This window comes from Paenibacillus phocaeensis, assembly GCF_900021165.1.
Classification (GTDB): Bacteria; Bacillota; Bacilli; order Paenibacillales; family Paenibacillaceae; genus Fontibacillus; species Fontibacillus phocaensis.
Genome location: NZ_FCOQ01000009.1, coordinates 241,152 through 254,512 on the forward strand (window position 1 = coordinate 241,152; position 13,361 = coordinate 254,512).

A 13,361-nucleotide genomic window follows, 5' to 3' on the forward strand; every position below is an offset into this window, starting at 1 on the left:
AGGACTTATTTGATGTGCTAGGATCTGCCGAGCTTGCTCTCCACCAAATCTTGCAGACGACCGCGAACTGCCTCCAGCGGAATTTCCGAAATGACCGGAGCAAGGAATCCGAAAATAACTAGATATTCAGCTTCGCTCCGTGATATCCCGCGCGACATCAGATAATAGATTTGTTCCGCATTGACCTGCCCCACGGATGCAGCATGGCCAGCGGTTACATCATCCTCATCGATCAGCAGGATCGGATTGGCATCGCCACGCGCTTTAGGACTTAACATCAGCACGCGTTCGGTTTGCTGACCATCGCAATGGGTTGCGCCTTTTTCAATCTTTGTAATTCCGTTGATAATGGCGGTAGCTTCCTCAAGCATGACGGCACGCGTAATCATCTGGCTCACCGAGCTTCTGCCAAAATGCTGGGCTTGCGTGGTGTAGCTCGATTTTTGAAGGCCCGTGCCAATCGCAATCACCTTCGTGTCGGATACCGACCCATTGCCTTGAAGCAAGGTCTGGGTATCGCTGGCGGTATTCCCCTTGTTCATTTCGCCGATAATCCATTCCACCGCGCCATCGGCAAGAACAACCGCCCGCCGCTCGGTGAAATCCGTTGTTGCTGCAGCAAGCTGATGAACCGAAGCGACTTGCACCTTAGAACCCGCTCCCGCAAAGACCTCAACCACACCGTTATGCAAGACCTTGACATCATCCCCGCTCGACAAACAATGATCCACATAAGTGACCTTGCTGTTGCTCCCCGCCACAATTAAGACGTGAGGAGCGAAACGCACCCCGCTGGTATCGTTAAGAAAGATCGCCTGAATCGGCGCTTCAACCTCGACACCGTCCGGGACATATAGGAAAACGCCGCCACTCCATAAGGCGCTGTGTGCAGCAGATAAACGATGCTCTTCCGGCTTCACGGCCTGATAGAGATAACGTTGAACCAATTCCTCATGCTCTTTTGCCGCAGTGTGCAGGTCCGTCAAAATAACTCCCCGGGCGGCTAAGCTCTCGGCCAATTCCGTATACACTACATCCGAATTGGCCTGAACGATCAGTCCGCCTTTCACTGGAGAAGCAGCCAAACCTTGAACAACCTCCGGCGCCTCTTCCAAACTTGACCACGGCTTCTCCGCTTTGTAATCTCCGGTTTCGTGGATATCCCATTTCTCCAGTTTCGTTTTCTCCACTTTTGGCAGCTCCAGCGTCCCTGCCAGCTTGAGTGCCTGAATCCGGCGTTCCAGCAGCCAATGAGGCTCACCTATAGCACCTGACCAAGCGCGTAAAGCGTTCGCGTTTATTAGATTGATGGCTTGTGTCCCCACTTTGCTTTTCCTCCTCCGCTTTTAAACTTCTTCTGCGACCGTCTCATCCGTGATCCCAAGCTCCTCTTTGACCCAATCGTACCCTTCAGCCTCCAGACGATGGGCAAGCTCCGGGCCGCCGGATTTGACAATCCGGCCTTGCATCATGACATGCACAAAATCCGGGGTGATATAATTCAACAGGCGTTGATAGTGGGTGATGATTAAAAAACCTCGATCCGGGCTGCGCATCTCATTAACACCATTCGCCACAATACGCAGGGCATCAATATCAAGCCCGGAATCCACTTCGTCCAGAATTACAAACTTGGGTTCAAGCAGCATCATTTGCAAAATTTCATTCCGCTTTTTTTCGCCGCCGGAGAATCCTTCATTCAAATACCGATGCGCAAATTCCGGATTCATCTCCAGCCCTTTCATTTTGCTCTCCATTTCACGGATAAAACGGATTAAGGAGATCTCATCGCCTTCTTCACGCCGTGCATTGATGGCGCTTCTGAGAAAGTCCGAGTTCGTTACGCCGGCAATTTCACTCGGGTATTGCATTGCGAGAAACAAGCCCGCCCGGGCACGCTCATCCACCTCCATCTCCAGAAGGTCTTCATTGTCCAATGTCACCTTGCCGTCCGTAACTTCGTATTTGGGATGGCCCATTAAGGCCGAAGCCAACGTGCTTTTCCCCGTCCCATTAGGCCCCATAATCGCATGAATCTCGCCGCCATGAATCTCCAGTGTGAGCCCTTTTAAAATCTCTTTCCCTTCAATCTTGGATCTTAAATCCTCAATCTTTAAGGTCGTCATTCTCCCTAACTTCCCTTCCGTAGAGTTGTTCGGCGCGCGCCAGCAAATCACTCATAAATTTTCCGATCGTCTGTAACTCCGTCTCAGAATAGGATTCGATAAATTGGTAGAACCCCTCTTTTTTCTCTTGATGCAGCTTTTTATGCAAATGATAAACACGTCTACCCTTATCCGTTAAGCTAAAATAAATCTCCTTCCGATTGTTGTTCAGTTGACTTCTCCTAATAAAGTCCGTTTCCAGCAGCTTTGAACAAATATTAGTAATGCTTGCTTTGGACAAATCCATTTTCTTCACAATTCCGGTATGGTTTATAGGTTCATAATCACCGATGCAATCGATCACGTGTACACTTGTAATATTGTTAGAAAGCATGTCGATCTGGTGCTCTTTGGCTTGTTGCCGAAACAGTTCAATTTCATGTTCCGTATACAACTCGTTCAGATGCAGCATTTTTATATACTGCTCGTAAAGATGACCTTTAAAATGATTTGGAAACTCCAAATTCGCAATCCCCCTTTCTTGTAGTTAACAGACCAAGTCAGTGACCGCACCAGACTGCGATCCTTTTTGTTCAGTACTGAACAAAAATAATCTTAGCACAGACGATAATGATAATCAATATCAATTGGCGAAACGAAAACAGCCTTAGCCCGGTGAAGCTCGAGCTGAGGCTGTTTAGACACTTTGTTTTATTCCCCTGTCTACTTGACAATATCCCTAATTACTCGTTGGCTTAATGTTCCCGGTACTTGTCATGCTGAAGCATGGCATCTCCGGGAGCAAGCCCGCATCGAGCTTTAATTATTGGGGCCTACCTTCTTTCAGCTTTATGTCAATAAAATCAACGATCTGCTGAAGCGAGGAAATTTGAATCCTAATATGTTCACGTTGACTTCTTAATTGATCCACCAGTTCAGGAAGATTAGCGGGATCCGAATCGACTGAGACAGCCAAAAATGGTCGCATCGCCTCGAGCGACATTCCCGTTTTTTTGAGGCAGGTTATTTGCTTGATCCTATAAATGTCCTCTTTACGATAAAAGCGATGCCTGTTTTCCTTCCGTTCTGCCTGAGGCAGCAGCATGATCTTTTCGTAATAGCGGATTGTATCCTCGGAAATACCGGTTTGCCCGGCGACTTGCTTGATCGTAAAAGTTTGTTCTTCCATCATGTCTCCTCCCTAAATTGCCGTTTTGAGCATTTTACATCTTGGAGCTGACTCAAAGTCAACCCTATTTCCATCACTTCTCCTTGGGCGATTTTTTTATTTTCGCGCCTTGACTTGGAATCGACTCCAACTTTTATTATGGGATCTGCGGGAGAAAACTCCCGACAACCATCTATCTTAAGAAGGGCAGGAACATATTATGGAACTAAAGATTACCGCACCCTCTCCAGTCGTCTCGGTAAAGCCGATCGTGCTTTCAGCCCCGGGCCGTGGCGAGAATCTGCAAGTGAGAGTCTCCGCGCCGACGACCGGTCGTAACTTACCAATCATTGTTTTCTCACACGGTTCTGGCTCATCGTTAGAGGGTTACGGCCCCTTGGTTGACTTCTGGGCCGCACACGGCTTCGTAGTCATTCAACCTACCCATCTCGACTCAAGGACATTGGGTCTCCCTCAGGACGATCCCCGCACCCCACGGATATGGCGTTTCCGAGTGGAAGACATGAAGCGTATCCTTGATCAGCTTGATTTCCTGGAATCTGCCGTTCCTGGCCTCAGCGGGCGCCTTGACCGAAGCCGCATCGCCGCAGCCGGACACTCCTTCGGCGGCCAAACGGCGGGCAACTTGTTAGGCTTGCGAGTCCTCAACCCCGAGACCAAGAAGGAAGAGGACCTGTCCGACTCGCGCATCAAAGCAGGCGTGCTATTCGCCACCGCTGGGCAAGGTGGGGACAGCCTGACACCGTTCGCGGCCGAGAAAATGCCGCATCTGAACGTAAGCTTCGAGCACATGACCAAGCCCACCCTCGTGGTCGTCGGGGATCAGGACGACACTCCTAACAAATATCAGCTAACCGTTCGCGGGCCGGATTGGATGACCGACCCTTACTTCCTCAGCCCGGGAGCAGAAAGCCTGCTCACCCTTTTTGGCGCAGAACACTCACTTGGAGGGATCGCTGGTTACGAGGTTACAGAAACAACAGATGAAAACCCAGAACGGGTTGCCCTGATCCAGAAGGTTACATGGGCTTACCTTCGACATATACTCGATATTGAGCAGACCAACTGGTCGGCAGTGAAACAGACTTTGTCCGAGACGACCCATCCAATGGGTCGAATTGAATCCAAATAAAGCTCTAGAAAGACAGCGAGCTCTCCCGCCGGCCCAATGCCTGTGAGGGAGCTCGCTCTCTTTTACTGGCTTCTTGAGGTACGTCAGCGATAGAAGTCAACCATATCTCCAAACAACCGTTTAATAAATTCGAGCTCGCTTTCGTTATATCGTTCCAAAAATTCGTACATTCTCTGCTTTTCCTTCGCATGAAGTTCATCATGAGCAGCAAATAGCTTTTTGCCGACAGGCGTTAGCCGAAAATACACTTCCTTTTTGTTGTCGTTGAGCTGGGCTTTTCGCACCCAACCTGCCTTTAGTAATTTATTTGCGATCTTGGAGGTATTTCCTTTACTTAAATTTATTCTCTCCGCAATGGAAGTGAGATTAATCGGCTCCTGCTCTCCGATGCACGCAATGGTGTGCAGTTCCGTCATATTCAAGCTGAATTCCGATTCAATATGTTTCCGAATATCCTCCAGGTATGCGGCAGTTATTCGGGTTTCATATTGCTCTTTTTGTTCAAGAAACTGAACGAAAAATTCATGAATGGCGGTTTTGTTCTTACTGGCGGTATCCATGATTATGCTGGCTCCTCCACTTGTTTTTTCTATTATATCATAGATTGTTCTCTGAGAAACAAACGAGCATGCACGTATTCCTATTGGGGTTGACAGGACAAAGAGCAACAAAGTAAACTAATATTGTTTCATATGAAACTAAATTATTCTATAATTTTCATCACACCTGTTTTTAACAGGCAGTAAAAAAGGTTCCAACGAAACAATAATTGATGAAGGAGGTTTACTGAAAATACTTGCCCAATTTTCAAGAGAAGATTTATAAATATGGAAATGGAGCCTACCTGCCTATGGAAATCGTGAATCCGAAGATATTGACGGACAAGGTTACATCTGTAATTTCTCATGTCGTGGTAACTACTGCCTCCAAACTGGCCTTCATCTCAGGTCAAGTTTCTGTAGATGAATCAGGAGCATTGGTCGGTCCAGGGGACTATTACGCGCAAGCGATTCAGGTGTTCACCAATCTTAAGTATGCATTGGAAGCCGTGCGAGCGGATCCCTTGTACATTGCAAAAATGAGTATTTTTGTCGTAAACCACAGCCCGGAATTGATTTCGATTATTTTTGACGCCGGATTTCAAGTGTTTGGCCCTAGCTGGCCGAAGACAGCAAGTACCTATATAGGCGTTCAAGCGCTAGCCGATCCTGGATGGCTTATCGAAATAGACGCTATCGTGATCTTCCCATAATGTTTAAGAAAAGAGGTTATTGATATGAATTATGAAGTCATTCTTATCGGAGGCGGACCTGTCGGCATGATGTTGGCTGGGGAATTGGCCTTAGCCGGTGTAAAGGTCTGTGTCGTTGAGCGATTAAAAGAGACAACCCCATATTCACGTGCGCTTACTGTACATCCACGAACCCTTGAAATATTAGATATGCGTGGAGTGAAATCACAACTAATCAGTCAAGGCCGCTTACTTTCGAGAGGACATTTCGCCGGACTAGAAACTCCTTTGGATTTCTCGGTACTGGATTCCTCTTCCAATCACACCCTCTTTTTACCGCAGAGTGAGACGGAGAAGGTTCTGGAGGAATGGGCGCTTAGCCTTGGCGCAGAGGTCTGGAGAGAGGTTGAGGCTCTATCTGTGCACCAGGATGAGGATGGGGTTGACGTTAAGATCGCCGGACCTCATGGAGAAACAACGTTAAGATCAGCTTATGTGGTAGGTACGGATGGCGCCAGAAGCTTGGTTCGCAAACATGCAAATATATCCTTTGAAGGTACAGATGCGACCTTCACGGCGATTCTGGGGGATGCCGTTCTATCTGATTTGGCTCCTATGAGTGTCATATCCCGGATTACAGAACAAGGCTTGGTCAGCATCATGCCGATCAATGATCATATCTATCGAGTCTTGATGATCGATATGGAGAGACGTAACATCTCTAAGGATGAGCCCGTTACATTGGAAGAATTCCGTTCATCGCTCATCCGTACGACCGGAAGCGACCTGGGATTGAACGAGGTGAAGTGGATGTCCCGTTTCGGAAATGCGACGCGGCAAGCGGGACGCTATCGGAATGGCCGCTTGTTCTTGGCGGGAGATTCGGCGCACATTCATTTTCCGGCGGGTGGACAGGGAATGAACGTCGGCTTACAAGAAGCGATGAACTTAGGTTGGAAGCTTGCAGGAGCAATCAAAGGCTGGGCTCCGGACTGGCTATTGGACAGTTATCATGCCGAACGTTTTCCATGGAATACGGCCTTGCTCCGGAATACCGAGGTCCAAACCCTGCTTCTGGACGTGACTCCTCCCATCATGGAACTGCGAAGCATGCTGGCTAATCTGATTCAAATACCGGAGGCTAATTATCAGATCGCTGCACAAATTTCCGCCCTGGATGTACATTATGCTCCCGACGCCAAAGCGCCTTCCCATCCTTTAAACGGGAAACGGTTCAAGGATCTCAGATTAAAGCTGAAAGACGGGCAATTGATTAACTCCTATCCGTTCCTGCACAAAGGTACTTTTCTTCTGTTGCATCTCCATTCTGATGAACAGCATAGCGGTCAATGGGAAACGTATAGCAACCTTCAAGTTGTACAAGCCTCATTGGCTGAGGCGGACGCGGATTGGAACGACGTCCACACGGCGCTGATTCGGCCGGATGGACATATTGCCTGGGCGATTCCTCTGTCCGATCCGAATCCAATGCAAACCATAAATGAAGGCATCACTCGCTGGTGTGGAAAAATTACGGATTATTAATTCTGTGCTGCATTCAAAAAAACGCAGTGTTCCCCATGAGTATGAAAATACCGCTCAAGCGTTATTCTACAACGCTTAAGCGGTATTTTCATTTCTGAGAAAACGCGGGCAGTTATGCTAAAGAATACCGTATTCTTTTTTGTTGGCCCGATTAATTGGGCAAAGTAGACAGGATGGTTCAATATCATCTATCATGAATATAAAATTGGTTTTGACAAATAAATGGCCTGAGAAAAGAGATAAATCCGAGAGAGGATTGAAGATGATGAGCAAGCCTCAGATTCAAGTTGCGTTAGTATGCGGACCAGACTGCGATATGGAAGTGCAGGCTATTCGTTCAACGCTGGAGTATTTTGGCGCAAGGGTGTTCACTTACTGGATTGGCCGGCCGTCTGACTTTATTTCGGTTCTGACAGGCGGAGATATTTATTCGAATACGGATTATATCATTCTTAGTTTTCATGGTACAGATGGGAAATTTGTCATGCCCGAATTAGGGGAGGACGTTTATGAGGCGGATGAGCCTCGCGGTAACTTCGGCCCGAATGAGATTCGGCGGTTTGCTTCCATGAAGGGTAAGGTCGTCATTGCTAACGGATGTACGCTTGGCATGCCAGAGACAGCAGAGGCTTTCTTAAATGCCGGTTGCGCGACTTACATCGCTCCAGATGATTTCCCGAATGGCAGTATGGGTCTAATGTTTGTTCTGCGTCTATTCTATGAAATTATTGAAAACAAGAAGGACGTGAAGGAAGCTTTTCACTTGACTCAGTCCATGGATAATGAAATGCGGATGTACCGATTCTTTTAAACGCCAACTAAATCAAATGAAATCTTACGTCTACGACACCTCTCAATAGGATATGGAGAACTGGAAATCCATTTTTATGAAAGAAAACGGGTAGCGACAAGCTTCAAGAGTTACTTGAAACAAGCGGCGGCGGTTATTTTTCAGGACGAGATGTCCATAACCGGTTAACTTCATCAATGGGTACGTAATGCGCAGTTAAGCTATACATGCATACCCACCGACATGAATGAGCTACCTGCCCCCCCCATAAATAACGCCGGCCTCCTGTTGGAGGCCGGCGTTTCAGTGTTCGTACCAAGAGTTCAACTTGCTTCTCAAACCATGTAGCTAGCTGATTTTCCACTCTTATCAGTATATTGGATCAACGATATTCTCGATTCCAGATCCACTTGCAGCTCGCAGCTAGAATTTCCTTTTATCCAGGACAGTCTGATTTCATGAGGACCGCTGTCCAGCACCTGGAAATGTCCATTAAAGGCTTCATGCTCGTTTCGGAATCGGATTAATTCCAGCAACCTTTGCACCACTCCCTGTTGCACAGCCTCCCCAATTTCATCCGTTGTGTAATTATGACGGTTAATTTCGCGTCCTTCTCCGGTTTCGGCTACACGTTCGTAATCATTTTCGCCCGCCAGTAAGCCTACATAATATACTTGGGGAATACCCGGGACAAAAAACTGAATAGCTCTGGCCGCCAAATAAGCATCGTCATCTCCGCCCAGTAACGAATAATAAGAGCCGCGGATTTGATGAACGTCAAAGCCATCTTTATCCTTGTGTTCATCAGACAAAATCAGGCTAAGATTGGCTCCTCGCTCCAGGCAGACATTAACCAGCTTCCGCGCTTCCTTCGTATCGATCAGTTCATCCAAATCCGGCTTGACCGGAATGCCGTCATGGCAGTCCAGCATGGTGAACTGCTTCTCAGGTCTTGTCCGCAGATAGTCCAGAAGCGCTTCCGTGTTGCGGTTCACGAGGGTATCCAGAATGCGATAAGGCAAAATGAAGTCGTAAATCCAGAAACCATGTTCTGCCAGCTTATACTGAATGGAGTAGTGTGAATGCACCTCTGGCAAAAGCTCAATATCCAGAGAATCCGCCAGCGCCTTGATCCAATCCAGAAATGCGTAGATCTCCGGTTCCACGAAAAAGCAGCTTGTGCCAAGCTTTTTAATAATGTAGCCAACGGCATCCAGCCGGACAATACTCACATTATGCTTCTTGAAATGGACAAAAAACTCCGTAAATAGTTGCTTGACCTTCTCCGAATGGATATCCAGGTCGACTTGCTCCGAAGGATCGGTTTTACCGAATGTAGTCCACACCCGCTCCTGCTTACCGTCCGCTTCAATGGTATAGGTGGAGAAGGGCTTGGGCCGGCGAAGAAACATCCGATCGATATCCTCCTGTACAGGTTCCCCATCCTCCCACAGCTTTTCGAGAGTAATAAACAGATCGGCATGGGGCGATTGACGACCCTGCTTCAGAAAATCCTGAAAATACAAGGACTGTCTGGAAATATGATTGACCATCAAATCAATCAGTACATCAAACTGCTCGCCAATGGCCTTTATGTCATCCCAGCTTCCGAAGTCAGGTTCAATTTCCAAATACGTAAGCGGTGCAAACCCCCGGTCTCCCGATGAAGGGAACGGCGGCAAGATATGGACGCCTCCTTTAAAAATATCGGAGAAATGCCGGGTAAGCGTGCTGTGCAGTTCCTTCAGATTTCCTCCCAAAGAATCAGGATACGTAATTAACTGAACCTTATTAATCACTCCCATATCTACTCCCCCCCTTACAATTCAAACATTTGTTGTACAACTTCCAAATTCGGCAAGTCTACTACTGCCCCAACATAGCGCAACTTATAAGCACTTACCGCAAAGCCGAGCTTCAACCCTTGCTTAACTGTGCATCCTTTAACTAAAGCTGTATAGAATCCCGACCAGAAAGCATCACCTGCACCAGTAGTATCAACCACTTCTGTTGCCATAGTATCAAATCGAATGGTTTCCACTCCGTTTGAGACAATAGCCCCATCCTTACCCAGGGTCATTACGACCAATTTGGCGCCTAGCTGTAAAAAATTCTCTAATTGTTCCTCGTAGGAAGCTTCACCAAATAATCGATTTGCATCATCTTCTGACGGTTTTACGATATCTGACTGACTAATCAAATGTTTTACGTAGGAAATTCCATCTTCATTATGCTGCCAAATCGCAGGATGATAGTTGGGGTCAAAGCATATTAAGCAATTATGCTGTCGGGCAGTTTGAATCACTTGCTCCAACGTTGTCCTAACAGGCATACTGGAAGCTGGCCAACATGAGAAATGTACAATCTTTGAATCTATAATCTTTTGTTCCAATATGTCACTATATTTCAAATGGTAATCTGCGCCCCGATAAAAAATCGGTATTGGTGTCGAGGTGCTTTTTGTGACAACTACCAAGCTCGTTGATTGTTCCACTTGCTGGATTAAATGAGTCCCTATTCCTGCTTCAATTAAATGATTTAACAGAAAATTGCCAAATCTATCTTTGCCAACTGCCGAGGCAATGGTTGATTGCGCGCCCAGCCTTTTGATATTCATAGCTATATTAGCCGGAGAACCGCCAAAAAAAGCGTGATAATCCTTTGACTCCTTCTCACTGTCGTAACCATCCGAAATCATATCAACTAACAATTCTCCAACGGTCAATACATCGTTAGCGACGTTTGAAAACTCTATTTTCTCATCAAAATGAATCATTCAATCTCCTCCGTTGGCAACGGAATCAGCAAAAAAGAGCACTACAGCCTCATGTGGTCTAAGCTTTATATGATTGCCCGTAGCAACATCCGGATAATTATGAATCCATACCTCTCGCTGACATTTTTGGAGTTCATCAGGTATAGCGAAATCTACGATCTGATCTGTAAAATTACACATCACTAATAATTTCTGGTTATCAAGCGTTCTTGTGTATACAAACAGTTCCTCACTTTCAGGCAACAGCAACTCATAACTGCCATACACAATAATTTCATGTTGCTTTCTAAGACGAATCAGTTTTTGATAGTAAGCAAAAATTGAATTCTTATCTGTTACTTGAGTAGCTGCATTGATCGATAGATAGTTAGGGTTTACTTCAATCCAAGGCTCCCCATTAGTGAAGCCCGCATTCTTAGAAGCATCCCACTGCATCGGAGTTCTTGCATTGTCCCGGCTCTTGTAATTCAAATAGCTCAGCATCTGTTCCTTATCAACCAAACCGCCTCCGACCAATTCCTCATAGGCATTGTGACTCTCAATATCCCGGTACTGTTCAATAGATGTGAATTTAATATTAGTCATACCTATCTCATCACCCTGGTAAATGTAAGGAGTGCCCTGCATCATATGCAAACAAGTTGCCAGCATTTTCGCAGATTCGGCCCAATACTCCTTGTCATTTCCAAAACGAGACAAGGCTCTAGGCTGGTCGTGATTATCCCAAAACAAGCTATTCCATGCCTTATTGTGCAATCCCACCTGCCATTTGCTGAGGACTGCCTTTAAATCCGTTAATTTCGGCGGCTGATCATTCCACTTGTTTTTTTCTCCAAAATCAAGATCCATATGTTCAAATTGAAAAATCATATTCAATTCATTTCGTTCAAATCCTGCATACTCTTTGGCGTGTTCTACAGTAACACCAGCCGTTTCCCCAACGGTCATTACATCATATTGGGAGAAAACTTCGCGATTTAGTTCACGTAGATATTCATGAACACGCGGACCATGGATTACATATGGCGATAAATCTCCATATTTCATTCCCTCCGTTATATGACCATCAGGCATTTCTTTAGTCTTCGATATCATGCTGATGACGTCTAAACGAAATCCGTCAATCCCCTTATCGCACCACCATTTCATTAAACGGATTACTTCCTTGCGAACATGCTCATTTTCCCAGTTCAAGTCCGGTTGTTTATCCGCAAATATGTGAAGATAATAGCTATCCGTTTCAGGCGAATAGTTCCAAGCAGACCCGCCAAACCAGGAGCCCCAATTGTTAGGCGCTCTGCCGTCTTTTCCTTCACGCCAAATATAAAAATCCCGATAAGGATTGTCCACTGATTTTTTACTTTCAACAAACCACGGATGCTCGTCCGAGGTATGATTAACCACTAGGTCCATAATGATCTTGATACCTCTGGAGTGCGCTCCCTCCAACAGTCGATCGAAGTCCTCCATCGTACCAAAGTCATTCATGATTTCATGATAATCGCTTATATCATAACCGTTATCGCAATTCGGGGATTTGTATACGGGACAAAGCCAAATAACATCAATACCAAGCAACTTAAGATAATCCAATTTTTCTGTAATGCCGTTCAAATCTCCAATACCATCATCATTGCTGTCTTTAAAGCTTCTTGGATAAATTTGATACACTACACTTTCTTTCCACCAGGTTTTCTCCATTTTCCTGCCTCCAACTTGTTCATTCATTGTCTATTTTTATCCCTTTACAGCTCCGTCAGATACACCTTTGATAATGTATTTTTGTAAAAATATAAACAGCACTATGATTGGAATAATTGAAATAAATACTGCCGGGAAAATCAAATCCCACGCCGAACCATATTGTCCGGACACCTGTTTTGCAAAATAAAGCTCTAATGTAAGGGTTTTATATGATTGATTTCCAATCACCAAAAACGGTAATAAATAATCGTTCCATATCCAAACTGAGTTCAGTATAATGACTGTAACTGTGGTTGTTTTTACCAATGGAAACACAACTCGGAAAAACAATTGGAAGATGCCTGCTCCATCAATAACCGCTGCTTCCTCAAGAGCCAGCGGAACGCTTTTTAAAAAACCATGGTATAAAAATACCGACATGCTTAGGCCAAATCCAACATACATAAGAATAAGACCAACCAAATTCTTCAATCCCATGTTTTCAAATAAGCTTAACAGAGGGTACATAACGGATTGGAAGGGGATCAACATTGAAGCTGAAAACATAAACAACAGTACTATAGAAGTAACTGATTTCGTTCGAACCATCAACCATGCGGTTAGTGAAGAGACCAATACCAATAGCAATATAGAAAGTACAGTGATTAGAGCTGTAACCCCCAGTGCTTGGAGTAAATGAATCTGTTCTGCAGCATGTTGGATGTACTGAAATGAAAATTCTGATGGAAACTGTAACGGATTGGCTACGATTTCAGATTGACTTTTGAAAGAATTGACAACCAGTAAGGCAAGCGGAGCCAAGGTGAGCAACATGACAAGAACCAATACGAAATATATGACTGATTGTTTAAGTGCTTTCGCTTTTTCAACTGTCTGATTCACAGCTCCA

12 protein-coding genes and 1 pseudogene are annotated in these 13,361 nt (G+C 45.6%); 4 read left to right on the forward strand and 9 right to left on the reverse strand.

Annotated features, from left to right (window positions below):
• Window positions 1–17: 17 nt before the first annotated feature.
• The 4 genes and pseudogenes from sufD to BN3795_RS04180 all read right to left on the reverse strand — a co-directional run.
• Complete coding sequence (gene sufD / locus BN3795_RS04165) at window positions 18–1,325, reverse strand: Fe-S cluster assembly protein SufD (RefSeq protein ID WP_068783480.1); 1,308 nt, start codon at window positions 1,323–1,325, stop codon at window positions 18–20.
• A 21-nt stretch (window positions 1,326–1,346) separates the two neighbouring features.
• Window positions 1,347–2,126: a Fe-S cluster assembly ATPase SufC gene (sufC, locus tag BN3795_RS04170; RefSeq protein WP_036620541.1), complete on the reverse strand. Its 780-nt coding sequence runs from the start codon at window positions 2,124–2,126 to the stop codon at window positions 1,347–1,349.
• Entirely contained in the window at window positions 2,107–2,628 is a 522-nt protein-coding gene (locus BN3795_RS04175; RefSeq protein ID WP_068783481.1) for a MarR family transcriptional regulator, read from the reverse strand. Before BN3795_RS04175 ends, sufC begins: the two co-directional genes overlap by 20 nt.
• A 309-nt stretch (window positions 2,629–2,937) precedes the next feature.
• Window positions 2,938–3,297, reverse strand: a pseudogene (locus BN3795_RS04180) (MerR family transcriptional regulator); the annotation flags it as partial.
• A 196-nt stretch (window positions 3,298–3,493) separates the two neighbouring features.
• Here BN3795_RS04180 and BN3795_RS04185 point away from each other — a divergent pair.
• On the forward strand, window positions 3,494–4,426 hold the full coding sequence (locus BN3795_RS04185) for an alpha/beta hydrolase family protein (protein ID WP_068783483.1): 933 nt from the start codon (window positions 3,494–3,496) through the stop codon (window positions 4,424–4,426).
• A gap of 83 nt (window positions 4,427–4,509) precedes the next feature.
• On the opposite strand, the gene BN3795_RS04190 is transcribed toward BN3795_RS04185, so the two are convergent.
• On the reverse strand, window positions 4,510–4,986 hold the full coding sequence (locus BN3795_RS04190; protein ID WP_068783484.1) for a MarR family transcriptional regulator: 477 nt from the start codon (window positions 4,984–4,986) through the stop codon (window positions 4,510–4,512).
• Between the two features lie 236 nt (window positions 4,987–5,222).
• Between BN3795_RS04190 and BN3795_RS04195 the strand changes: the two genes are divergently transcribed.
• The 3 genes from BN3795_RS04195 to BN3795_RS04205 all read left to right on the forward strand — a co-directional run bounded on the left by BN3795_RS04195 (window position 5,223) and on the right by BN3795_RS04205 (window position 8,013).
• Window positions 5,223–5,678 carry a RidA family protein gene (locus BN3795_RS04195; protein WP_232729850.1) on the forward strand — a complete coding sequence of 152 codons (456 nt, stop codon included), beginning with the start codon at window positions 5,223–5,225 and terminating at the stop codon, window positions 5,676–5,678.
• Window positions 5,679–5,702: 24 nt separating this feature from the next.
• A complete protein-coding gene (locus tag BN3795_RS04200; RefSeq protein WP_068783485.1) occupies window positions 5,703–7,202 on the forward strand; it encodes a monooxygenase in 1,500 nt (499 codons plus the stop codon).
• A 265-nt stretch (window positions 7,203–7,467) separates the two neighbouring features.
• Entirely contained in the window at window positions 7,468–8,013 is a 546-nt protein-coding gene (locus BN3795_RS04205) for a delta-aminolevulinic acid dehydratase (protein ID WP_068783651.1), read from the forward strand.
• Between the two features lie 314 nt (window positions 8,014–8,327).
• Here the strand turns inward: BN3795_RS04205 and gtfA are convergent, their stop codons facing one another.
• Genes gtfA through BN3795_RS04225 form a run of 4 tightly spaced genes read right to left on the reverse strand, consistent with a single transcriptional unit; the run spans window position 8,328 to window position 13,354 of the window.
• The gene (gtfA, locus tag BN3795_RS04210; protein WP_068783486.1) at window positions 8,328–9,797 is read right to left on the reverse strand and encodes a sucrose phosphorylase; all 1,470 of its coding nucleotides are present in this window, start codon (window positions 9,795–9,797) and stop codon (window positions 8,328–8,330) included.
• A gap of 14 nt (window positions 9,798–9,811) precedes the next feature.
• Window positions 9,812–10,768, reverse strand: a complete 957-nt coding sequence (locus BN3795_RS04215; RefSeq protein ID WP_068783487.1) for a carbohydrate kinase family protein — start codon at window positions 10,766–10,768, stop codon at window positions 9,812–9,814.
• Window positions 10,769–12,469: a glycoside hydrolase family 13 protein gene (locus tag BN3795_RS04220; protein ID WP_068783488.1), complete on the reverse strand. Its 1,701-nt coding sequence runs from the start codon at window positions 12,467–12,469 to the stop codon at window positions 10,769–10,771.
• Window positions 12,470–12,505: 36 nt separating this feature from the next.
• Window positions 12,506–13,354, reverse strand: coding sequence for a carbohydrate ABC transporter permease (locus tag BN3795_RS04225; protein ID WP_068783489.1), 849 nt, complete (start codon window positions 13,352–13,354; stop codon window positions 12,506–12,508).
• Between the last annotated feature and the right edge of the window lie 7 nt (window positions 13,355–13,361).